Consider the following 24,033-nt stretch of genomic DNA (forward strand, 5'->3'; position numbering starts at 1 on the left):
GACCGTACGAAAACATGGGTCAGCAGGCAAAAATCCCATTGCCGTAGGCAATTTTAATGGATTTTTGCGCGTGACTGTGAAGGTACTGAACAGTTACGAAATAAGAAATGAAATGTCTGTGTTTCAAAACATATTTATCTCAGAGGGAAACAACAAACTCAATGCATTTATACAAGATATAATTTCCCGCAACAATCAACCTGCAATACACTCAAAAAAGGAGTCCCCTTATGCCAGAAAATACCACCCACGAATCCCCCGCCTACGAAAAACGCGGCTACCTCAACCACGAATTCCGCCTCTTCCACCTGCGCGGGCAGATGGATACACCGGTTGCCTACCACTATCATGATTTCCACAAAGTCCTGATCCTGTTAAATGGCGAAGCAGACTACATCGTGGAAGGCCGTTCCTACCACCTCCGCCCGCTCGACATCGTCCTCGTCGGCGCGCACTGCCTGCACAAGCCGGTCGTGCCATACCACAGCCGATATGAGCGCATCATCCTCTACCTGTCGCCGGAATGCCTGGATGCATTCTCCTGTGCTGACTGTGCGCTCGACCTCTGTTTCCAGCTTGCCAGAGAACAGCAGTCCGATGTTCTGCGCCTCGGTTCCCTTACCATGACGCCGCTCTTAGAGGCGCTGTCAAGACTGGAAAATGCCTATCAGGCAGGTGGTACAAATGACAATGGCACAGACAATGCTAACTTTGAATCCCTTGGTGGCAGCAGTTATGGCTCCGGGCTTCTTCTGCGTTTATTATTCCTGGAATTTATGGTACACCTTGATCGCGCCGCCTCCGAAAACCATCGGGAATACGTTCCGACCTCCCCTTCCAGCGAAAAAATCCTGGAACTCATGCGCTACCTCTCTGAACACCCGGAAGAAGACCATACGATCGACCAGCTCGCCGCCCGCTTTTACATAAGCAAATACCACATGATGCGTCTCTTCCGCCAGGAAACCGGCTACACCATTACCGAATACCTGACCGAAAAACGCCTCCAAAACGCAAACGAGCTCCTGCGCCGGGGCACCCCCGTCACAGAAGCCTGCTATCAATCCGGATTCCGCAATTATGCAGCGTTCCTCCGGGCATATAAGAAAAAATATCGCGATACGCCGCATAATTTATCCAGATTAAATTACCAAGAGAATTTTACTATATAGAAGGAAACCTCCCTATTCTTCCCTCCGGAATTTCTGAATCGCCTCCATCAGCATCCTGAAATTCCGGATCATCGAATCAAACGCCCCATATTTATAAAAATTGATAAAGACAAGCCCCACCGGCACCGCCAGAATCATGCCTGTCAGCCCGCGCAGCTTAAATCCCAGATACAAAAGAAACAGGGTCATCAGAGGTGGCAATCCCATCGACTCCCCGACGATCTTCGGCTGGATGATCTGACGGACGACCTGCGTCAGGATGTAGAGCAGGATAAGTCCGGTCGCATACGCATACTCCCCCGCGAACAGCTTCACAACCGCCCATGGGAACAGCACCGTTCCAGTTCCAAAGATCGGCAGAAAATCCAGAATCGCCGTCAAAAATGCCAACAGGACACCGTAGCGGACACCCAGCACCAAAAATCCTGCCGCGAGAATCAGCGCCACCACACACATGATACGGAATTGTGCCAGAAAATATCCTCCAATCACTCCCTTTGCGTCCCGTTTCATATACTCGATATAGCGGAATATAAATGCCGGAAGATGCCCTTTCAGCCACCGCATGATGGACTCCCGGTCCGCCAGAAACAGATACGAAGACAGGATAGTAATGACCATATTTACCAGAAGATTCGGAATACTCTTCGCCACATGTCCGGCGATCTGCACGGTCGGTTCCGCCGCCCGCGATACCAGTTTTCCAAACAAACCATCCAGATTATCCGAAAATGCCAGCAGCGGCGGCTGTAAATTCTGAGGAAAATATTCTGCAAGCTTCCGCCCATTCTGCAATGCATCCCCGATCTCAGCGATCACACTCTGATATATTTCCGGTGCATCCGCCAGAAAACTTCCCATTTCCCGGTAAACCAGAAGACCCGCCCCGTAAAAAAGACCGATCACGATCGCCAGCGCCGCGATAATGATCAGCATCGAGCCGTGGCGCCGCACCAGCTTCACGCGCCGTTCCAGAAACCGGACCAGCGGATTTGCTAAAAGTGCCAGGATCCATCCAACCACAAACGGCATGAAAAAGCGCAGAAGCCTAGGACCTAAAAAGATGACCAGACATAGACCCAGGAACGGAATCACAATATTCAGAATCATTCTAAGATATCGTTTCATCTCATCCTTTTCCTTTCCGAGGCAATGATGCAATTTTGCTATACCAGATTATAGTGTTCCGCAATCTTTCTGAATGCCGGAAGCGATCTCTCGATCTGCCCATACGATACGCAGTATGCGATGCGCACATAACCCGGGCAAGCGAATGAACTTCCCGGTACTACCAGTACATTGTACTGTTTGCATACCTCGCAGAATTCCTTCTCATTCTCCACCGGGGATTTCACGAACAGGTAGAACGCGCCCTCCGGCTTGATGCAGGAAAATCCGCACTCTTTCAGTCCGTTGTAAAGCAGGTTACGGTTGCGGTCGTAAGCTTCCAGATTCACATTCGCATCTACGCAGCGCTTGATGACTCTCTGCATCAGGGATGGCGCATTGACACAGCCCAGAACACGGTTCGCGATCGTTGCCGCCTGGAATACATTTGCGCTCTCATCCATCTCAGACGGGATTACCAGATAACCGATACGCTCGCCCGGAAGGGACAGGGACTTGCTGTACGAGTAGCAAACCACTGTATTGCGGTAATATTTTGTCACATACGGTACAACCGCGCCGTCGTAAGCCAGCTCACGGTACGGCTCATCGGACAGAAGCACGATCGATGTGCCAAATTCCTTCTGTTTCTTTTCCAAAATTGCTGCAATCTTCTGCAGTGTTTCCTCGGAATAAATAACACCGGTCGGGTTGTTCGGGGTGTTGATGATGATCGCCTTGGTTTTTTCGTTGATCTTTTCCTCAAATTCAACGAGATTCGGCTGGAAATCCACCGTATTCGGAGATACAACCACCAGCTCGCCATCATAGTTGCGGACATAGGAACCATACTCTACAAAGTACGGTGCAAAGGTAATGACCTGCTCTCCTGGATTTAACAGGGTCTTTAAAATGACATTCAGACCACTTGCCGCACCGACCGTCATCAGAATGTTGCCTGCGTGAAAGGAGGTGCCGAACCGGCGGTTTAACGACTGTGCGATCGTCTCGCGCACATCTTCATAGCCTGCGTTGGACATATATCCGTGTACAAACAGGGAATCTTCTTCCTTTACGATATCCTGAATCGCCTGATTTACCTCTGCCGGAGCCGGTACGCTCGGGTTTCCAAGGCTGAAATCAAATACATTCTCACGTCCATATTTCGCCGCCAGCTTATTGCCCTCTTCGAACATCATACGGATGGCGGAGTTATTTTTCATAAGCGGTATCATTTTTTCTGAAATCATTGGCTTACCCTCTTTTCTATAAAATTGATCAATGCGGCAATTCAATCTGTATACAAGCAGCACTTTAACTTGCTGAATTGTCGTCTTTTTGTTATTATAGCAGATTTTATTCCATTTTTATATCTTAATCCATATATTTTTACCGCCCTGCAATCTTATGCGATACCAGAAATGCCACAACCGCTGTCACCGCGAAATAAAACCATGTGGACGGATTGCTGAACCAGGTTGTGAAAAACGATAACAGCATGTAAAGTGCAAACTGTGCGTACAGAAGATAGGTAATCGGATTCTGCACCTGGCGCATCATCCGCATCAGCAGATACGCCGCCGCTCCTAACAGGACAGAAAAGACGAACACGCCAATTACGCCGAAATCGTAGTACGCATCATAAAACATCGTCAGCGTCGTCAGCTCTTCCTTCGTCACATAATATGGAAATGCTGTCAACGACGGAACCAGAAACTTGAGTCCCGTCAGCGTCCAGAACGGTGCCAGCATTTTCATGCCCCAGCTGTGCTTCACAAGTCCCTTGACCAGACAGTCGAAATTATCGTAATTGTTTGCAATATAAATATACGGCTGCGTCACAAAAATCGGCAGGTGCCGTTTCATCTCAAAAACCGTATTCAGGTAGGCAGTATCATGGCTGCGCGCGATCGTCAGCAGAATGTAGAGCATAATCAGCCCCGCCAGTGCAAAAACAACGTAGATCGGATTCAGCTGGTGTTCCATCTGCATGTAGGTAATCAATGCCAGCAGTACCGCAAACAGGAGCTGGGAGCGCGACACGCACAGAAGCGGAATCGCCACCGCCGCTGCATCTGCCAGAAGCATACACACCAGCCGTCTCCGGCTGCGACCGCCCTCGATGCAAAAATAGATCACAGAGAGCGCCGGAACCAGCACACAGGACACCGTCAGATAATGAAGCCCGGTCACATGGAAATAGGAATAGGCATGCGGAACTCCACGGAGCAGCAGCGGAATATAGCCCATATAGACCGCCTCGATCGCGAAGCAGCCTGCCGATACCACCGCCAGCGCCACCGCGCAGAAAAAAACAGTTCCGGCATAGGATTCCAGCCCCCGGCGCTGCACCGCGCCGGAATGACCGCCCACACGGACGGACGCTTCGCCGGAAAATGCTTCCAGATAATAAAAAGCCAGATAAAAGCCCGCAAACGCCGCCAGAAGTCCCAGCCACGTTCCCGCACTCCATGCCTGACTTAAATAACTAAGCTTCATACACGCCAGTCCCTGTCCACCTACAAAGGAAAGAGCGAAAATTCCCCGCAGATGCAGAAGATTTCCACTCCGGATATAGTCTGACGCATACAGATACACCGCCGCCGCCAGAAGCCCTGCGCCGGATAAAAGATAATGGCGGCTGAGCGCCAGAAGCAGCGAAGCCGCATAGCAAACCAAATAAACGATCATAGTTCCATCCTATCCGTACGTCTGTACACAGTCTTTTACCGCACCGTTTTTTCTACTCGCCCAGCCCGTCATCAACAATTTTCAGCATCGCTGACAGAGCTTCCTCCTCGTCTTTTCCATCACAGATAAACTCGATCTCATCACCGCTCTTGATGCACGCCCCAAGCACGCTCAGGACACTCTTTGCATTGGACACGGTGCCACGGAACTGGAACTGGACGGAACAATCGAATTTTACCGCCTCATTACACAGGATTCCCGCCGGTCTCAAATGCAGACCGGTCGGGTTTTTTAATTTAATTTTTGCTTTTACCATTATTTTAACTTCTTTCTCCTCATTTGTGGACGGCGTACCATGCTTTATGCCACATTGCCGCTCTCTGCATCCACATTTTCTTTTGCCGAGCTTGCCCCGCTCTCCCGGTTGGAACTGCTCTGGCTGTCCGTGTCTCCACGGTTACTCTCGGTGCTTTCCGTCGTCTGGGCGCTGGAGCTTCCATGCTCGCTGACCCGCACCGTCACAGCCGGTGCCGACAGCATCTTATACGCGTCCCCCAGCTGGAGCTGCGCCGTTGCCGTGTGCTCGCCCAGTCCCATGCCTGATACATCGACCCGGATATTCATCTTCGACGCCGACAGACTGCTTAAATCCTCCTCGAGTCCCTGTACCTTGACTTCCATCTTCGTATCTTCGACGGTATAGCTGTAGCTGCTGTTCTTTCCGTTTAGAGTCACATTCTCCGGTTTGACCGTAAAGGTTTTCTCCGTCAGCTTCTCCACCTGCAGTGTCACGTTGATCGTCGTGCTGTCCAGTCCCACGATCGTAAGCCCGGACGGCAGGTAATCATCCAGATCGATCTCGCACTCCACATCCTTTGTCGCGCCCTGCACATTGAGGGACGGTCCCTGAATCGTGATCGTGCTGACCGAAGCCAGATCGGTCTTGAGTCCTGCCACAGACACCGACTTGATATCCGTCTTCGGCCCCGTATAGCGGTATCCATCCGCCACCTCGCCGCTGACGTCAAAATCAAGCGGTACTTCTTTTACTTTCAGGATCTGCATCGTATAAGAGACATCTCCGCCAACCGTCTTGACAGAATCTCCCAAATCTGACAGCACATTTCCATTGGCGTCAAAATACTCCGGTGTTGCTGTTCCACTGACATCCGCCACAGCACCGTCAATATTAAAACGGATACCCACGCTGCTGATCTGTCCGATCAGGGAGGTTGGTCCTTTGACCGTCACCTGAGATGGCACCATTGTCACCTCACCTGCCTCGTAACCGTCTGCCGCCTCGCCCTGCGGATACGCTTTCAGCGTAAATGCCTTGGTCTGCAGCGCCTCGGTCGTGATCTTGATGACCTCCGGGGACTTCACAACCGGCGTGGACTCCAGCAGTTCCTCATTGTTCACCACTTCCACTCGGATCGGGATCGCCCCCGTCACATCATACATTTCCGACAAATCCGCATAGGCGTTGAAATCCGACGCCTTTACCTTATAATCATCCTTCGTCCGGATCTTGAAACTGATCACCGCCGTTTTTTTGCCTACCACATCATAGGCAAGATCCGCCTGCTCCAGCACCTGATCGTTCGTGATCGTGACCGGAACCTCCCTCGTCGATACCTTGATCGGGTTCGCCACATTCACGACTGCCAGCCACACAAAGAAAGCACAGAACAGGGCAATCAGCTTGATCGCAAGATTATTCGTCAGCTTTTCTTTCATTTCTGCGTCTTCCCTTCCATATTCTGAAACGACCTGTGTTTTCCGTTTCCCGTTTTACCAGAACCGACAACATATCTCTCAGTTCATCACCATCCTTGACACTCTTAAGCCGTCCGGACACAGCCACCGACACGCGCCCCGTCTCTTCCGATACAACCAGGGTCACGCTATCGGTCGCCTCACTGACTCCGACTGCCGCACGGTGTCTGGTTCCCAATGCCTTGCTGATATCCATATTGTCCGAGAGCGGCAGATAACAGGTCGCCGCCGTCACACGGTTACCGCGAATCACGACCGCGCCGTCGTGCAGCGGTGTGTTGTGCTCAAAAATATTGATCAGAAGCTGGCTCGTCACGATACCATCGACCTCGATGCCCGTCCGCTCGATCTCTCCGAGCGGCGTGCCCCTCTCGATGACGATCAAGGCGCCCGTCTTGACTTTTCCCATCTCAAAACAAGCACGCACCAGCTCTGCAATCGTCTTTTCGCTGAAATCCTCATTTTTCTTCGTATCATCCGTTGAAAACAGCGTCGTCAGCACGTTCTGGCTTCCGATCTGCTCCAGTGCTTTCCGCAGCTCCGGCTGGAAAATAACGATGATCGCCGTTACCGCAATGTACGACGTCTTTTCCAGAAGCCACAGAATCGTATCCAGTTCCAGGATCGCAGCTGCCAGAAAGAATGCAAGAATAAAAATAATACCCTTCAGAAGCGTCCACGCCCGCGTATTTTTGATCCAGATCAGCATTTCATATACCAGAATTGCTATAATCGCGATCTCTATTAAATTTTTAAAGGTTATCTTCGGTACGAACGAGATCCACGAATAAATCTCCGCCAGTATCTCTGCCATTCTTTTCCCTCCCTTTCGGGCTGCGTTTCTGTTACCAGTCACGTACATATGACCCGTCACGCATTTCTTTTAACAACAAGTTTCTTTTATAAAATAGTCTATCTTCTCTTTACTTTATTGATTTCCTGTACCTTTACATCCGTCCTCGAAATCGCAATCTTTGGAACCGCTTTCACATAGTAATAATAATCATCATCCTCAAACTGCGTGTACTCGGTCCGGCTGTAATCGACCGAAAAAACAAACAGCTGATAGAGCAGCGACGCAATGACCGCACCAATCATTCCCACAACCAGCTCCGGCACTGACACCGGAACGCCAAAGCGGAAATCGCCGATAAACACAACCAGAATCTGTAAAATAAGGCCAGCTCCGATCGCGATCCCCCAGGAGTAGTTGATCGACAGTTTCTTGAGCACACAGACCGTCAGAGCCCCCAGGCAGCATGCCGCAATCATGACAAGCATCGCCGGGTTTGCCAGCAGGTTTTTGATGACCTGCGCCAGCATCTGCGTGATCTCAGTCTGCTCACTGCCTGCCAGGAAGCTTCCGTTCTGCTTCACATACAGAATCACGTAGTACAGAAAAATCCCGCAGCTCATCGGAATCACCGATACGAGGCTTCCAGTCAGTCCGAGAATCATCGGGACTGCAAACGGCACCTTCAGAAAAAACAAGATCGGCGTTACAATCAGGTACGCGCTGTCACCCGGCTGAAATCCGTAATACAGTAGCACCACGATCAGAAGGAACACCAAGGTGATGAGCGCCACTTCCATCGATGCTGCAAAGAGCTGTGCCAGCAAAAAAATCCCAATCAGAAACGCAATGGCTCCAAATGGGAGAAATGCACATATAATTCCCGCAAACAGCGGCACCAGACCGCCGCTCAGTTTCGGCATCAGTCCGATGTTCTGGTTAATCAGAAACACCGCCGCAAAGGCAGTTATAAAACGCAGGAATGCATTCACAAATGCACTGTATCTCGCATAGAAAGCCTTGAGTGCTTCTTTCCCTGCAAGGAGTCCTCTCATCTGCCTCTCCTCTCTCTCTCCATTTTTCTGGCGCGCCGATGTATATCGTAGCGCTTATCCAGATGTTTCAGTTTCGCTATGTAGATCCGGTTCATCTTTTCCTCGTACTCATACCGCCCGCCATACACGATGATCGTCAGCACGACATACAGAAAAAGCCCCCCGAGGTATAAAGCTCCTCCTCGAAAAGCCAGTCCCTTCAGTTCATCCATTCCTATCGAACTCAGAACTACTTCTACATTAAATAATACCCACATTCCAAAGAGAAGTATGCTGCACAATGTATAGCTTATAAATCCCCGGAGCAGATTGCGGCTGATATAGTCGCTTTTAAAATACTGATTGACTGTTTTCATCTGGGAAGCATGCTTCTTCTCAAACAGTGCCAGTTCGGTCATTAATTTTATCTTGTCTTCGTTGAGCATACATGGTTCCTTTTTTATATATGCCGCGGCTTCCGGTCCAATACGTCCCGTTTCTGAAACCGCTGCGCCAAAAACGCATTCTTCCATAAATTATAACATAACTTTTTTCTCTTGGCGAGGGGGCGGGGGGATTTTTCATAGGTTTTTCATAAATTTGTAAGGGATTGTCAGACATCAAAAAAGAGCTCTGCCGATCACACATTTTCGCATGATCGGCAGAGGGTATCAAGTCTGTTTCATAAGATGTAAAAACTATGCCTTTTTTGCTTCTTTTTATGTTGTGATACTTTTATGATATTAGGATCAAAAGGTTCGAAACATGCGTAAGCAGCCTTTTTCCAGACAATCAGAAGAAAAGAGGGATTTTGTTTTGAAAATCGCGATTGTAGATGATTTGTCCAGTGTATGGGTGCAATACCTCGCGCTCCCTTGCTTTGGCGTTTTATTTAAGCTGATAGTAGACGCCGAGAGCGGAATGATTTTATTTCTATATTTATTTATCATCGATTATCTGTTGGTCGTGCGTGCCGCCGCTTTCTGCATCTGTCAGGCGCTCTTCGGCTACAACTTTTTCTCCTGTCAGACCGGGTGTTCCGGCTCTGAAAACACGCCGCCTTTCATCCGTCTCTCCGCGGTGCAGACGGGTACCTCCACCCTGTCCATCACCACGGACAACACCAGCGCATTCAGCCCTACCTGGATGAATGAAAAACTGGTATCGACCAAACCTGCGGGAAGCGGCATCGGAACCGAATCGATCCGCATGATCGCCGAACAGTACCACGGCGATGCACGGTTTGAATGGCGGGACCGCGTATTTTATGCTTCGGTATTACTGAACCCATAATGATACAAAAACCAGATATCCTCTTTTTATATAATGATGATTAGTAACTGTTCAGTAGGTCTGCGCATTTACTGCGCTGACCGTACGAAAACATGGGCCAGCAGGCAAAAATTCCATTGCCGTAGGCAATTTTTAATGGATTTTTGCGCGTGACTGTGAAGGCACTGAACAGTTACGATGATTATAAATTTTCTGCTATCTCCCTACATAACCGGTTCCTGCAGCACGGTTCCCTCCGGGAATGCGGTACGGAACACGCGGCGCACCAGCGGACCTGCTACGATGAGCTGGAACGGAAGCGCCATGATGATGTTCTTCGGAATATTGGTCAGCCAGATGATGAGCAACTGGCTCCATGCGCCGGATTTCACGCAGGCTTCCAGACCGCCATATAAGGACATAACAAATACCATCGGAACGACCATGCAGCAGGAGATCGTGATTACTTTACGAAGTGTGCTGCTCTCCGGTGATACAAAGTAACGGAACGCAATTCCCTTCGCCGGACCGGACACGATGAACCAGTCAAACAGAAACGCATACACGAATGCAAACGGGAATCCGATCCATCCTTCGCGGATCGTTTCCAAGGATAAATATCCCATATGAAGGGTTACATTGTACATACTCATCCAGAGTACCATAGTGAAACACATGATAACGGAATAGATAAAACTTTCTCTCTTATTTCTTGGCATTTTCATTCTCCTCCTATAAAATAATTGCTTCTATCCAGATGCATCGGCAAATCAGTCCGGCACACCCACGCGCAAGATGCTGTCCGTGATAAATTTCACAAAATAAAAAGCAGCAGAAATCGGAAACTCGTTTCGATCTCTACTGCTGTATGCAATCTCACTGCGTTTTTTCAAACTATATTCAACTTGGGTTACGGTTCGCTATTATAACGTCTTTTTTCCATTCGTGTAAGCACTTTTTTTATTTTTTCACAATTTCATCATATTGAACGATCAATTTTTTCTATTTTTCATTCCGCTTATGCAACTTGACAAGAGCTGCTTTTTCAGCTCCCCTTTCATTTTTTCCGAATTTTTCCCTAAAAACAGGCAAATAGATATTGACAATACTGCCTTTATTCGATAGAATGTAATAGTATGTTTACATTGAACTGTCCGTGTCCAGGCTTTAATGCAAACCAAATACAAAATGAATTACGAATCAAAATAAAAGAATTTATGATGGAGGTACACTACATTGGCTAACATTAAATCCGCAAAAAAAAGAATCTTAGTTGCAGAGACAAGAGCTGCAAGAAACAAGGCTATCAGATCCAAAGTTAAAACTGCTGTTAAGAAAGTTGAAGCTGCTGTTGCTGCAAAAGATAAGGCTGCTGCACAGGCTGCATTATTAGCTGCTACCAGCGAGATCGATAAGGCTACTTCCAAGGGCGTATACCACAAGAATACAGCTTCCCGCAAAGTATCCCGTCTTTCCAAGGCTGTAAATACTCTGGCTTAATTATCCAGAGCGGATCTTTCGAATTATATATTAAAAATTAACCCAAATTAAAAAACCATTATTCTGTGGGTGTGACAGAATAATGGTTTTTTGTTGCTTCTTTTCCAGCCGGGTCCGGTCGAAGAACCGCTGATTCTGATGCTGGCACTGCCCTTTAGAATCAGCGCACGGAACTTCTGGGCTGACTGATCAGCAGCTCCACCGCCAGCCGGTCGCCCATCCGCCCGGTCTTGACTGCCTCCTCGGCATCCACGCAGGTCTGCACATAGGAAATGAGCTGTTCTTTCGTAAATGCCGCCGCCTGGCTGCTGAGTTTTCCGGCTACGAACGGAGGTACTTTCAATTTCGAGGCAACCGTCCCCCGGTCTGCGCCGGACGCCTGCAATTCTCGCACCAGCAAAAGTTGGTTAAACTGTCTGGCAATCAGGAACAGGATCCGCATCGGCGGCTCCCTGAGTGTCAGCAGGTCTTCGTACAGATCCATCGCCCGCTTCGTCTTTCCCGCCGTGATCGCTGCTACCATGTCGAAGATCTTGTTCGTGATCTGCACGGTCGTAATGGCTTTCACATCCTCTGCCGTCACTACCTCACTGCCCATCGTGTAGGAAATGAGTTTTTCCAGCTCCATCCGGATGTTTTCCATATCATCGCCGACGCGCTCCAAAAAGAGATTCATCGTGGACGGCGTGATCTTCCGCCCATTCTGCGCCAGGATCGTCGCCGCCCATCTGGCGAGCTGCGCGCTGTCCTGCCGCTTCATCTCCGCAATGTGACCCAGATCCTTGACCTTTTTGTAGAGTTTGTTTCGCTTATCGACCGCCTCCTCCACAAATACGATGCAGGTCGTGTCCGGCATCGTCGGCAGATACTCCGCCAGCGCCTCCGAAGAAGTCTTGAAAAATCCGCTGTCCTCGATCAGAATCAGACGCCGCTCGCTGAAAAATGGCATCGTGTCCGCCAGACTGATCAGCTCGTTCATATCCAGCCCTTTTCCCTCGAAATAATTGTAGTTCATCGTATCATCGCCCGAGATCGCCGCCCGCAGCTTCTTTTTATAACTCTGCTTCAAAAACGCCTCTTCGCCATATAGCAGATAAACCGGCTTAAATGTGCCATTTTTGATGTCTTCATTGATCGTCTGCATTAACTCCGTCCCCGCCTCCTGGTTCTATTCGATAAAAACAGATCCATTTTTTCGAATGACTGTCCATCCGGTTGCTTTCCTGTCTATTTTTTCACTTCCTACTATTATAAACATTTTTCTAAAATGTTGTCTACTGTAAACCCATAAAAAGAATAAAACAGCAGATCCTTTTGTTGCTTGAAATTTTTCCTTGGTTCACTTTCTGTCAAAACCTACATGACCATCCCCAGCAAAAGATAGACCGCATACGCTACGATCCACGCAACCACGCACTGCGCCACCACGACAAAGCAAGCCCATTTTCCGCCCAGTTCGCGTCTGACCGATGAGATCGCTGCCACGCACGGCGTATAGAGCAGGCAGAAAACCAGCAGACTGACCGCTGAAAGAGGGGTCAGAATGTCACGCAGGCTCTGAGTCGTCCCGAACAGAACCGACAGCGTTGATACAACACTCTCTTTTGCCATAAATCCGGTCAGAAGTGCCGTGCAGACACGCCAGTCGCCTAATCCCATCGGCGCAAACAGTGGTGCAATCACACCAGAAATAACCGCCAGAAGACTCTGCTGGGAATTGGACACAACATTCAGGTGCAGATCAAATGTCTGAAGGAACCAGATTAAAATCGTCGCCACAAAAATAACCGTGAATGCTTTCTGCAGGAAATCCCTTGCCTTTTCCCAGAGAAGCTGGGCGACATTGCGCGCCCCCGGCATCCGGTAGTTCGGAAGCTCCATGACGAACGGAACGGCTTCACCCTTAAATAAAGTTGTTTTAAGAAGCATTGCCATCAAAATTCCCATCAGGATTCCCAACAGATAAAGTGCAATCATAACAATCGCCCCATGATGTGGGAAAAAGACGGCGGTAAAAAACGCATAAATCGAAATCTTGGCGGAACAGCTCATAAACGGAGTCAACAGGATCGTCATTTTTCGATCCCGTTCCGAAGAAAGCGTCCGGCTTGCCATGACTCCTGGTACCGTGCAGCCAAAGCCAATCAGCATCGGTACGATACTCCGTCCGGAAAGGCCGATCTTTCGAAGCAGTTTATCCATCACAAACGCCACACGTGCCATATAACCGCTGTCCTCTAAAAGCGACAGGAAGAAAAACAGCGTCACAATGATCGGCAGAAAGCTCAAAACACTTCCGACACCATTGCACACACCATCGATCAGCAGGGAATGGAGCACCGGATTGATACCTGCCGCTGTCAGCGCTGCGTCTGCCCGCTCTGTCAGCCATCCAATCACCAGTTCCAGACCATCTGAAAGAACCGCGCCAATCACATTAAATGTCAGCCAGAATACCAGACCCATGATTGCAATAAATGCCGGAATCGCCGTGTAGGTTCCGGTAAGAAGACGGTCAATCTTCACACTTCGCCGGTGTTCCCGGCTTTCCCTCGGTTTGACGACTGTCTGCCTGCAGACTTTTTCGATAAAACCAAACCGCATATCCGCAATCGCAGCTGCCCGATCCAGCCCGCGTTCCTTCTCCATCTGGCAGATAATATGTTCCAGTGTCTCTTTTTCATTCGTGTCCAGATTCAGACGCGCCTCAATCTCCTCATCGCCTTCTGCCAGCTTTGATGCAGCAAAGCGCACCGGAATACCCGCATTCTGCGCGTGATCTTCGATCAGATGCATAATGCCATGCAGGCAGCGGTGCACCGCACCACCGTGATAATCCGCATCACAGAAATCCTGCCGTCCCGGTTTCTCCTGAAAATGCGTTACATGAAGCGCATGATCGATCAGCTCTCCGATTCCTTCATTTTTTGCCGCTGAGATCGGGATAACCGGAATTCCCAGTTCTTCCTCCAGTTCGTTGACACGGACAGAACCGCCGTTCTGACGCACCTCGTCCATCATATTAAGCGCCAGAACCATCGGAATATCCAGTTCCAGAAGCTGCATGGTCAGATACAGGTTGCGCTCAATGTTCGTCGCATCCACGATATTGATGATTCCCTTCGGGTGCTCCTGCAAAATAAACTGACGCGTCACCAGCTCCTCATTCGAATATGGCGATAAGGAATAGATTCCTGGCAGGTCGGTCACTTTCGTATTTTCATGTCCGCGGATCGTGCCATCCTTCCGGTCCACCGTCACGCCTGGGAAATTCCCCACATGCTGATTGGAGCCGGTCAGCTGGTTAAAAAGCGTCGTTTTGCCACAGTTCTGATTACCTGCCAGGGCAAACGTCAGGACGGTGCCATCCGGCAATGGGTGTTCCTCCGCCTTTGTATGGTATTTTCCACCTTCTCCGAGTCCAGGGTGATCGATCGCGCGCGCCATCGGAATCCCATGTTCCTTTTTATCCGCTGCTTCAGTTCCTGCCTCGCGTACATTCTCAATCTCTATCTTCTCTGCATCCGCCAGGCGCAACGTCAGTTCATAGCTATGAATCCGCACCTCAACCGGATCGCCCATCGGCGCATATTTTACCATCGTAACCGATGCAGTCGGAATCAATCCCATATCCAGAAAATGATGCCGCAGTGCACCCTCTCCGCCAACTGCCCGAACGGTTGCAGTTTTTCCTATTGGTAAATCCTTTAATGTCATTCTCTGCCTCCATCTCTCTTCATTGGTCAAACTCATTGTATGTCATCAGGCTTCTACATCCGCCTGATTTTGAAGCAAAGCATAGAGAGAAAAATACTATTGAAACTTTTTCTCAATTATGTTTCCAGATAAGTCTATTGTACTTTAGGGAATTTGTCAATCGTTGGAATCTTTAAGAATCTACCAATCAGAAAAAAACACAGAAAAGATAAAAGAAAAACAGCAAGGATGAATCATCCTCACTGTCTCAAAATAGCTGGGCTACAAGGATTCGAACCTTGAAAATGACGGAGTCAGAGTCCGTTGCCTTACCATTTGGCGATAGCCCAATCTTTTATTTCATAGCTGTCTCAGCCACATTTATTATTATATCATAAATTTTTGTTTCGTCAAGTATTTTTTTCAAACACTTATGTTTTTTTGAACAATTATAATTGTTTACCAGTTCGAAACATTTTACAATCTCGTAATGCCCCGGATATTTTTCCGTCACGAGACTTCCTGCAAATAATTCTAATGGTTCTTAAAATTCCTGCTGCCCGAATCCAACTTCTGATAACTCCAGACATATCATGGTTCAGGCAGCAGGAATCATATATCCTCATACACTCCGCTTTAATTAGCTGACTCCGCATCTGTCTTCGTTTCTTTTTCCGTCTGCTTTGTCTCCATCTGACTGTACTCTGTCTCCGAGTGCGTGCTCTCTTTTACTGCTTCTGTCAGTGTCTCCGGCGCACGGGATGTCTCGGACGGCTTTGTCTCCACTGTCTCATCATCCGCATCGTCGTCATCCTCATCCATCAGATCATCCGCAATATCCGGCGTCTCGAAATAGCCTTTTATCGTACCAAAGGAACCGCCGTCCCGCACTGCCACTCCGCCGAGCGTAAACGTGCACTCCGTATTGGCTGGAAGCCCTTTGACGTGAATCTCACAGGAAGTTCCGCCTGTGTCCGTGATTCTCGCCGAATAGCTCTGACCGTCCGGATCTACCACCGACACGGTCGGATTTTTCCATTTAACCTTTTCCTTAAAAACGATGTTCAGCGAACCGCTCTCGTAGTCTACATAGTCAATCTTCGCTTTCTTGCCTCCCGAATCGACTTCTTCCTCGTCCTCATCTGCTGCGGCAGTTGTCTCCACCGGGCGTGCGGCAGTCGATGGCTGTTCTGCCGGCGTCGGTTCATTTTCCGGCTGACCGGTGCTTTCCACAGTCGTCTCCGCTAAGGTTTCTTCCTCGGTCTGCGGCAATGTCACCTCATGAACCAGAGCCGCATCCGTCTCAATGGTGCTGTCCGTCTTCGAATAACCTACCGTATAAGCACGATCTGCGATCTCCCGCGCAATCTCTTCCATCGTCATACCAGCAAATTTTTTCATATCATTTTCGGTCAGGTCGTTATCACGGATCAGCTCCCGCAGAAAATACGCTTTTCCATAAGAAATATTGTATTTCTCCGCCAGATCCTGAATCTCTCCGGTTACCTTCATCCGCTGGTCATAGACAACCGCCTGTACCGCGTGTTCCTGCAGGGAAGACTCTACATCCCCTACGACATCCTGACGCAATGATGATGCCTTTTTCTCATTCTCATTGGACACGGTAACCAGAATCGCATTGTCCAGTTCATCCAGATAACCGTTCCGGACCATCGAACCGATCAATGCATTGACCGCTATATCAAGGTCTACATTTTTCAAATTCATATCATCCAGGATCGTCTCCGCATCCTCATTAAGCGGATTCGCCTGCAATACTTTCTCGTTCCGGTTGACGGAAAGCTCAATACTCGGATTGACATCGATGCCAATCACCGAATCGACACGGTGATTCTGGTAAAATGAAACACCGCCTCCTAACACAGCCACACACAGGCAGGCGGCTGCTGCCATCGCCACGGTTCGCATCCGGCGGTACATCCGTACACGGCGGGATGGTTTTACATAGATCTCCTGTGGTGTCGAGAGATCGATTTTATCGAATACGTTGGGAGTCAGGGCGTCCATCGCCGATCGCAGATGTGACTCAATCTCATCCTGTTCCCACGCTGTTTCAGAGTGATCGGTCAATGTACTCCCTCCTCTCTCAGGTGTTTTTTCAGTTTTTTCATAGCACGGTTGTACTTGGAAAGCACCGTTGCCAGCGGCATCTCCAAATCTGCCGCGATCTCACGATGTTTTAACCCCGCTGATGTCCGCAGAAGTACAATCTGCCGTTCTTCTTCATTTAATATTTTGAGTGCTGCGTGTAATACCATCTTATCCGCAGCATCCTCTATCTGGGGACAGAATTCCCCTGTCTCCATCTCAGAAAGATCCGAAAGCCCGATATCCGCTTCATGCTTCTGGTCACGGAAGCGCATATAGCAAAGATTTCTAGCGATCGTAAACATCCACGCCAGCGGTTTGCCCTGCGACTGATAGCTTCCAGCCGAAGTCCAGACCTTTAAATAAAGCTCCTGCATGACCTCCTCAGAGTCCTGCGGATTCCGCAAAATCGATAGAATAAAACCGTATATAGTTTTATCCGTATTCTGATAAAGCTGCTGAAACGCCGCCTTATCTCCCTCTGCCACTCGCAGAAGCAGCTTTTCATCGCTCATCTTATCATAGGCGACCGGCTCTTCCATGGTCGTTAAAAGCCCCATCAAAAACATGGACGAAATTTCCTTTCTATATAACTTAATGCAGAGAAACCAGTTCTTATTGCATTTGTTATGAATTTTTTCTGATTTCTGTCCAGCTCCTCACGGCAGCTGGCAAAAATCAATGCAGCTTTATTCATACTCGACCCGTTCCAGAAAAAGCCCCTCCGGCGGCGCCGTAAAGCCTGCCCGCGCTCGGTCACAGGAAAAAAGCGCCTCCGCCACTGATTCTGGTGTCCGCTTATGAAGTCCTACCTCGATCAGTGTACCGGTCAGGATTCTTACCATATTATATAGGAAGCCATTGCCACGAAAATGCAGTTCGCACACACTTTCCTGCATGGTCAGCTCAATAGCAGTGAGATTCCGCACCGTCGATTTTTTCATCCGTTTCAACGAACAGAATGCTTTAAAATCGTGCTCACCCGTCAGATACGCAGCCGCACGTCTCATAGACGCTATGTCCAGCGGTTCCCCCAGACCGTACACATATCGGCGCTCAAATACATTTTTCTTCGCTGCCGTCTCAATCCGGTAGCAGTACGTCTTGGAAACAGCATTTAAACGGCTGTGAAAACGCGTTCCCGCCTCCTGTGCCGATAAAACGGCGATATCATCCGGGAGATAGCGATTCAGGTACGCTTTCAGCTCCTCCGCGCTCATCCCGGCACAGGACGCCGGAAGGTGGAAATTCGCCACCTGTCCCCATGCGTGGACGCCTGCATCTGTCCGTCCGGAACCGTGCACCTCTACCGTCCGCCCCGCCATTTTCTCCAGAATCTGCTCTAATTTTCCCTGTATCGTCTTGTCCGTGTTTCCCTGCTTCTGCCAGCCGTCATAACGGCTTCCGTCATATTGCAGGGTAATTTTTATATTTCGATCTGGCATTTTTTCTCCATCTCTTATTTATTTCAGAATCCCGCTCTCATCGATCCGGCGTACCGCCAGGTTGATTGCGTCCTCATCCTGCACCAGCGCCATCCGCACATGACCTTCGCCCGACGGTCCAAATGCGCTGCCCGGTGTCACCAAAACACCTGCTTTTTCAAATAAAGCCTTTACAAACTCCAGTGAATCTGTAAATCCTGCCGGGATCGGCGCCCACACAAACATCGTGCCTTCCGGTTTTTCCATCTTCCAGCCGATGGATGCAAGTCCGTCGCACAGACAGTCGCGCCGTCTCTCATATGCCGCCCTCGTCGAAGCCACACAGCTCTGGTCACCGCTGATCGCCGCGATCGCCGCTTTCTGAATCGGCAGGAACATACCATAGTCCATGTTGGATTTCAATGTTTTCAGATGGCTGACCACTTCCTCATTTCCCACACAGAAGCCGACGCGCGCACCCGCCAATCCGTACGTTTTTGACAGCGAATTAAACTCCACACCGACCTCGCGTGCGCCCGGAAAACGCAGGAAACTTCCGCAGGTTCTTCCGTCAAACACAAGCTCACTGTAGGCGTTGTCGTGAAGAACGATAATATCATATTTCTTTGCAAATGCAATCAATTCCTCATAGAAACTGTCTGGAGCCAGCACCGCCGTCGGATTATTCGGGTAGGAAACAATCATGAATTTCGCTTTCTGAGCGACTTCCTCCGGAATTTCCTTCAAATCAATGATGTAGTGATTTTCCTCGCGCTGCGGCATATAGTAAAGTTCCGCCCCCGCCAGCGACGGACCATCCGCAAAGACAGGATAACACGGATCCGGCACCAGAACCACATCGCCCTCGTCCACGATCGAAAGCGCAATGTGTGCCAGTCCCTCCTGGGAACCAAGCAGGGAACAAATTTCCGTCTCCGGGTTCAATTCTACCCCGTACCTGCGCGCATACCACTCCGATACTGCCTCCAGAAGCGCCTGCTGATCCTGAATCGCGTACAGATAATTATCCGGTACCAGACAGGCTTCGCTGAGCGCCTTTAAAATATGCGGCGCCGGCGCGATATTCGGCGCGCCGATGCTCAAATCAACGATCGCCTCCCCTTCCGCCAGCTTTTTCTTCTTCATCTGTGCCAGCATAGAGAACACGCCCTCGCCAAACCGGTCCATTCTATTTGCAAATCTCATCTTGTGTTGTCCTTTCTTGAAAGAAATCTCCGATTTCCTTTCCTTTTCTATTTTTATCTCTATGAATCCTCTTTAAAACTCTAATAATTCCCATCCGCCCGATCACTCTGTCAAATGACTTATTCAACCAGTTCCACCAAATCACATCGAACTGCCCTCGCTGAATCTTATCAATCCAGCTTTGCATCATCAGGCTATATAAGTATTAATTATAGTACATGGATATGGGAAAGTAAAGGGAGGATAACAGCTCTCGACAGCTATTATAACTTTTCAAAAATGTTGTAAAAACAACGGACTTTTCTGTGCCGGACGATTATACTTATCATGTACTTAAGAAAACAAAAAAAATCAAAATAGATGTTCTGACATATCTCATCCTTTCATGTATGAAAATGGGTCAGATGCACACGAATAAGAAAGACGAGGAATTTATATGGTACGAAGAATTGTAGAAATTGATCAGAAAAAATGCAACGGCTGCGGTCTCTGCGCTTCCGCCTGTCATGAGGGCGCGATCGGCATGGTGGACGGTAAAGCAACCCTTTTAAAAGATGATTACTGTGACGGTCTGGGCGACTGCCTGCCAGCCTGTCCGACCGGCGCGATCTCTTTTGTCGAGCGCGAGGCGGCGGCTTACGATGAGGCGGCAGTCCAGGTTCACATGGCAGCACGCAAAGCAAAGCAGGTATTAGAGGCAAACGCAGCGGCAAATGCATCCGCACGTTCCGAAGCAAAACCGGCGACACCGGCATTTGGCGGATGTCCTGGATCCATGAGCCGTTTCCTGAAACGTCCTGACACAGCTACTTCCCATGCATCCTCAGCAGCCACATCCACAGGCTGTCCTGGCAGTGCTGCTTCCGCTATCACACATGACAATTTTTCTGAATCCGCTGCTTGTGACCATTCAGAAAACATCCCAATAAGCGCTCTGTCCAACTGGCCAGTTCAGATCAAATTAGCCCCGATCCGCGCCCCGTATTTCGACGATGCCAAACTTTTGATCGCTGCCGACTGTACCGCTTACGCATACAGCCGCTTCCATCAGGACTTTATCCATGGTAAAATAACTTTGAGCGGATGTCCAAAGCTTGACAGCATCGACTACTCCGAAAAGCTGACCGAAATCATCCGTAACAACGATATCAAAAGCGTGACCGTTGTCCGCATGGAGGTTCCGTGCTGCGGCGGTATCGAGCACGCCGTAAAAAATGCCCTGCAGGCAAGTGGAAAATTCATTCCGTGGCAGGTGACAACGATTTCGATTGATGGAAGAATCTTGGACTAAATTCACAAACAACTTTTATTTTTCACCCATCCGCAGATTCTCTTTTCCTAGGAATCTGCACATTATAAACAACTATAATTTTTTATTATGGAGGAGCACCATGGAATACCCATATATCAAAAACATCACCCATGAAAAAGTTCAGACTTTAACCAGTCTGGTAAATGCCGAGGACGGTCAGATCGTCAGCAAGACACTGGCACAGAATGAGGCGGTCAGCGTTACCCTGTTCGCATTCGCAAAGGGCGAGGAGATCTCCACCCACGATTCCACCGGCGATGCGATGGTAACGGTTCTGGAAGGCACCGGACGTTTTACCGTTGACGGCGTTGAGCATCTCGTTCATGCCGGTGAAGTGCTCGTCATGCCGGCGAAAAAGCCGCACGCGGTGTTTGCGCCAGAGGCATTTAAGTGGATGTTGACGGTTATTTTCCCATTTGACTAAACGTAAATTTTTTTCTTAAGAGACAGAATGCTTGATAAGTGTCATTCTATAAACACAAGCCTTGTCATCCATTCAAAACAGGCATACCGCAAGATTCTTGAATCATTTCAAGCAAAGACTCTGCGATATGCCTGTTTTTATTCTTTTCTAATTGTCTTTAATTCTCTTCTCTACTCCACGTACTCATGCGTCTCCACCCACTGCAGCAGCTTTTCAATCGCCGGATTCGGGTTGCTCTGACGCCATGCAATCTCAAAATCAAGTTCTTCCGGGCTGCCGTCCGCGCGGAGAAGCGGAACCACTACCAAATTCCGCGCATTCCGATAATGGCGGACGGCATATTCCGGGAGAATCGCCACGCCAAATCCCGCTGACACCTCCAGAAGCACCGTCTGTACCTCCCGTTCACGCGCCACGATATTCGGTATAAAACCGCCCTTATTGTAACAAATCAATACTTCTTCCGCCTCATCGTTGGAACGTCCCTGCGGCTGCATGATGATAAAGTCTTCCCGCGCCAGATCACGGTACATCAGATGGCTATCTCCCGCCAGCGTGTGTCCCGGATAAAGAACCGCCATCATCGGAAACCGTTTGAGGAACCGGTGCTTTAAATCCTCGTAATTCTGCGTGTACAAAGACAGATTAAACGCAAGATCGCAGGTTCCATTATCTAACAGCTCATAGAGCGCGCTCATATTTTCCCGCAGCAGATGAATCGAAATATTCGGGTACGCTTCATGAAAACTTCTGAGCGTCTCCGAAAAACGACTCTGCTCATATCCCCGGATAAATCCGATCGTCAGCTCCCCAGCTATGCCTTCCGCTGCCGTCCGCGCGAGCTTCGCCGCCTCCTCGGCGCGGACCAGAATCGCCCGCGCCTCGTTCAGATATACCTTTCCCGCCGCCGTCAGCTCGACATGGTGCTTGTCCCGCACAAAAAGCGGCACCCCTATCTTCTCCTCCAACGACTGAATCTGCAACGTCATCGCTGTCTGCGAAATAAAACATTTTTTCGCCGCCCGCGTAAAATTCAGCTGCTCCGCCGCCGCCACAAAATATTCCATCTGTTTTAAATTCATCTCATTTTCCCATTTCTATATCCTATATGTAATCGTTTCTTTTCGATCGAGCAGAAAAATGAATCACGCCGCCCAATTTACGGGCTTTCGATCCGGCTTTTCCTGTTTCGTTATAAGTTTCCCTTATTATAATATCTGTTCTTTCTATTGGCAAGTTTTTCATTCATCCTTTATAATTTTTAATAGTCAACAAAAGAAAGTGAGTGAAAGGTATGAAACAATTCAACAATTTCTACGAAGGCGCATACGCCAAGTACATTCTGCCGGGCGTCCTGCTGCAATCGGTTCTGATTGGCGGCGGCTATGCAACCGGACGTGAGATTTATTCTTACGGTGCGAAATTCGGAGCGATGGGCTGGATCTCCGGACTGACGATCGGCATCGGTTTTGCCCTGTTTGCCTTCCTGACCTTTGAGATCTGCCGGATCTACAAGGTTTACGATTATAAAAACTATATCAAGCAGGTCATTGGACCGCTCTGGCCGATGATGGATATTTTAACTGTCCTCATCGCGATTCTGCTGATTGCCGTTATGGCAGCCGCAACTGGAAGTATTTTCGAGCAGGTCGGACTTCCGAATATTCTCGGCTCCGTTGTGATCGTTCTGATTTGCGGACTCCTGAACTTTAAGGGTTCCAAGGTGATCGAGAAATTTGAATCGATCGGTACTATTTTACTGTACAGCGGCTATATTCTGTTTACAATTCTGGTACTCGTCAACAAGGGCGGCAACATTTCCCATGTATTCAGCACGATGGACACCAGCACCTACGACGGCTCTGTCACTGTTCCGCTGTGCATTTACACCGGTATCCTGTATGTTGCCTACAACATCAATGCCATCCCGATGGGCATGTTCTCCCTGACACGCCAGACCAAACGGAAAGAAACCTTTATTTCCGGTCTGATCGCCGGTCTTCTGATGGTTATTCCGTGGTTTTTGTCTTACTTTGCGATGATGTGCTTCTACGGTGACACCTCCATCGTTGGCGCGGATGTCACAACCCCGTGGATGGAAATGATCAAGGCAGTCAACGGCGGACCGGCACTGATGGCACTGTTCAGTCTCGTTATGGGCTGGACGCTGGTTGAGACGGCAACTGGCTGCATCCACATGATCATCGATCGTTTCGACGTTGCCATGGAGGAAAAGGGCGCTGCCAAGCTGTCCGATACAAACCGCGGTCTGATTACGGTCATCACGCTGATCGCTGCACTCGTATTATCCCGCGTCGGCGTTGTCACCTTGATCGAGCAGGGCTATTCGTACCTGTCTTACGGATTTATCCTCTTCTACCTGCTGCCGACGCTGCTGGTAGGCGGATATAAGATTATTAAACATAAAGACAAATAAATATGTAATGATAAGAACACATCCGCCTGGGGGAGATTTCATCTTATAGGCGGATGTGGTATAATGTAAACACTTGACGA

22 protein-coding genes and 1 tRNA gene are annotated in these 24,033 nt (G+C 49.1%); 6 read left to right on the plus strand and 17 right to left on the minus strand.

Features of this window, described 5'->3' with window-relative positions; translation table 11 throughout:
- Positions 1-230 precede the first annotated feature (230 nt).
- Positions 231-1,172 carry an AraC family transcriptional regulator gene (locus PUQ60_RS06980; protein WP_273379384.1) on the plus strand — a complete coding sequence of 314 codons (942 nt, stop codon included), beginning with the start codon at positions 231-233 and terminating at the stop codon, positions 1,170-1,172.
- A 12-nt stretch (positions 1,173-1,184) separates the two neighbouring features.
- Here PUQ60_RS06980 and ytvI read toward each other — a convergent pair whose 3' ends face one another.
- From ytvI to PUQ60_RS07020, 8 genes are all read right to left on the minus strand, one after another.
- Positions 1,185-2,300, minus strand: coding sequence for a sporulation integral membrane protein YtvI (ytvI, locus tag PUQ60_RS06985; RefSeq protein WP_273379386.1), 1,116 nt, complete (start codon positions 2,298-2,300; stop codon positions 1,185-1,187).
- A gap of 38 nt (positions 2,301-2,338) precedes the next feature.
- The gene (locus PUQ60_RS06990; RefSeq protein WP_273379388.1) at positions 2,339-3,529 is read right to left on the minus strand and encodes a pyridoxal phosphate-dependent aminotransferase; all 1,191 of its coding nucleotides are present in this window, start codon (positions 3,527-3,529) and stop codon (positions 2,339-2,341) included.
- A gap of 139 nt (positions 3,530-3,668) precedes the next feature.
- Positions 3,669-4,970: an O-antigen polymerase gene (locus PUQ60_RS06995; RefSeq protein WP_273379390.1), complete on the minus strand. Its 1,302-nt coding sequence runs from the start codon at positions 4,968-4,970 to the stop codon at positions 3,669-3,671.
- A 52-nt stretch (positions 4,971-5,022) separates the two neighbouring features.
- Positions 5,023-5,286, minus strand: coding sequence for an HPr family phosphocarrier protein (locus tag PUQ60_RS07000; protein ID WP_107001249.1), 264 nt, complete (start codon positions 5,284-5,286; stop codon positions 5,023-5,025).
- A 44-nt stretch (positions 5,287-5,330) separates the two neighbouring features.
- Positions 5,331-6,707, minus strand: coding sequence for a CdaR family protein (locus tag PUQ60_RS07005; RefSeq protein ID WP_273379398.1), 1,377 nt, complete (start codon positions 6,705-6,707; stop codon positions 5,331-5,333).
- On the minus strand, positions 6,685-7,560 hold the full coding sequence (cdaA, locus tag PUQ60_RS07010; RefSeq protein ID WP_118538866.1) for a diadenylate cyclase CdaA: 876 nt from the start codon (positions 7,558-7,560) through the stop codon (positions 6,685-6,687). The genes PUQ60_RS07005 and cdaA overlap by 23 nt, the downstream gene beginning before the upstream one ends.
- A gap of 98 nt (positions 7,561-7,658) precedes the next feature.
- Entirely contained in the window at positions 7,659-8,594 is a 936-nt protein-coding gene (locus tag PUQ60_RS07015) for an ABC transporter permease (protein WP_273379401.1), read from the minus strand.
- A complete protein-coding gene (locus PUQ60_RS07020) occupies positions 8,591-9,106 on the minus strand; it encodes a hypothetical protein (protein ID WP_243022831.1) in 516 nt (171 codons plus the stop codon). Before PUQ60_RS07020 ends, PUQ60_RS07015 begins: the two co-directional genes overlap by 4 nt.
- Before the next feature lie 283 nt (positions 9,107-9,389).
- On the opposite strand from PUQ60_RS07020, the gene PUQ60_RS07025 reads away from it, so the two are divergent.
- Positions 9,390-9,866: a GHKL domain-containing protein gene (locus PUQ60_RS07025; RefSeq protein WP_022359165.1), complete on the plus strand. Its 477-nt coding sequence runs from the start codon at positions 9,390-9,392 to the stop codon at positions 9,864-9,866.
- A 203-nt stretch (positions 9,867-10,069) separates the two neighbouring features.
- On the opposite strand, the gene PUQ60_RS07030 is transcribed toward PUQ60_RS07025, so the two are convergent.
- Positions 10,070-10,564: a DUF2798 domain-containing protein gene (locus PUQ60_RS07030; protein WP_273379406.1), complete on the minus strand. Its 495-nt coding sequence runs from the start codon at positions 10,562-10,564 to the stop codon at positions 10,070-10,072.
- Between the two features lie 517 nt (positions 10,565-11,081).
- Here PUQ60_RS07030 and rpsT point away from each other — a divergent pair.
- Positions 11,082-11,345, plus strand: a complete 264-nt coding sequence (gene rpsT / locus PUQ60_RS07035; protein WP_022358531.1) for a 30S ribosomal protein S20 — start codon at positions 11,082-11,084, stop codon at positions 11,343-11,345.
- Between the two features lie 160 nt (positions 11,346-11,505).
- Here the strand turns inward: rpsT and holA are convergent, their stop codons facing one another.
- The 7 genes from holA to PUQ60_RS07070 all read right to left on the minus strand — a co-directional run bounded on the left by holA (position 11,506) and on the right by PUQ60_RS07070 (position 19,780).
- Positions 11,506-12,489, minus strand: coding sequence for a DNA polymerase III subunit delta (gene holA / locus PUQ60_RS07040; RefSeq protein WP_273379408.1), 984 nt, complete (start codon positions 12,487-12,489; stop codon positions 11,506-11,508).
- A 212-nt stretch (positions 12,490-12,701) separates the two neighbouring features.
- Complete coding sequence (gene feoB / locus PUQ60_RS07045; protein WP_273379410.1) at positions 12,702-15,062, minus strand: ferrous iron transport protein B; 2,361 nt, start codon at positions 15,060-15,062, stop codon at positions 12,702-12,704.
- A gap of 256 nt (positions 15,063-15,318) precedes the next feature.
- Positions 15,319-15,391 (minus strand) — tRNA-Gln (locus tag PUQ60_RS07050).
- 286 nt (positions 15,392-15,677) lie between these two features.
- Positions 15,678-17,132 carry a hypothetical protein gene (locus tag PUQ60_RS07055; protein ID WP_273379412.1) on the minus strand — a complete coding sequence of 485 codons (1,455 nt, stop codon included), beginning with the start codon at positions 17,130-17,132 and terminating at the stop codon, positions 15,678-15,680.
- A complete protein-coding gene (locus PUQ60_RS07060; protein ID WP_118467068.1) occupies positions 17,129-17,719 on the minus strand; it encodes a sigma-70 family RNA polymerase sigma factor in 591 nt (196 codons plus the stop codon). Before PUQ60_RS07060 ends, PUQ60_RS07055 begins: the two co-directional genes overlap by 4 nt.
- Positions 17,720-17,839: 120 nt before the next feature.
- Positions 17,840-18,595: a tRNA pseudouridine(38-40) synthase TruA gene (truA, locus tag PUQ60_RS07065; RefSeq protein WP_273400923.1), complete on the minus strand. Its 756-nt coding sequence runs from the start codon at positions 18,593-18,595 to the stop codon at positions 17,840-17,842.
- Positions 18,596-18,613: 18 nt separating this feature from the next.
- On the minus strand, positions 18,614-19,780 hold the full coding sequence (locus PUQ60_RS07070) for an aminotransferase class I/II-fold pyridoxal phosphate-dependent enzyme (RefSeq protein ID WP_273379418.1): 1,167 nt from the start codon (positions 19,778-19,780) through the stop codon (positions 18,614-18,616).
- A 436-nt stretch (positions 19,781-20,216) separates the two neighbouring features.
- Here PUQ60_RS07070 and PUQ60_RS07075 point away from each other — a divergent pair, with 436 nt between their 5' ends.
- Positions 20,217-21,071, plus strand: a complete 855-nt coding sequence (locus tag PUQ60_RS07075) for a 4Fe-4S binding protein (RefSeq protein ID WP_273379420.1) — start codon at positions 20,217-20,219, stop codon at positions 21,069-21,071.
- Positions 21,072-21,171: 100 nt separating this feature from the next.
- The gene (locus PUQ60_RS07080) at positions 21,172-21,516 is read left to right on the plus strand and encodes a cupin domain-containing protein (protein WP_270234326.1); all 345 of its coding nucleotides are present in this window, start codon (positions 21,172-21,174) and stop codon (positions 21,514-21,516) included.
- Positions 21,517-21,686: 170 nt separating this feature from the next.
- Here the strand turns inward: PUQ60_RS07080 and PUQ60_RS07085 are convergent, their stop codons facing one another.
- On the minus strand, positions 21,687-22,598 hold the full coding sequence (locus PUQ60_RS07085) for a LysR family transcriptional regulator (protein ID WP_273379424.1): 912 nt from the start codon (positions 22,596-22,598) through the stop codon (positions 21,687-21,689).
- A gap of 212 nt (positions 22,599-22,810) precedes the next feature.
- Here PUQ60_RS07085 and PUQ60_RS07090 point away from each other — a divergent pair, with 212 nt between their 5' ends.
- Entirely contained in the window at positions 22,811-23,953 is a 1,143-nt protein-coding gene (locus tag PUQ60_RS07090; RefSeq protein ID WP_022358749.1) for a hypothetical protein, read from the plus strand.
- The last annotated feature ends 80 nt before the right edge of the window (positions 23,954-24,033 follow it).

It is taken from the genome of Clostridium sp. AF02-29 (assembly GCF_934835585.1).
Lineage (GTDB): Bacteria > Bacillota > Clostridia > Lachnospirales > Lachnospiraceae > Otoolea > Otoolea fessa.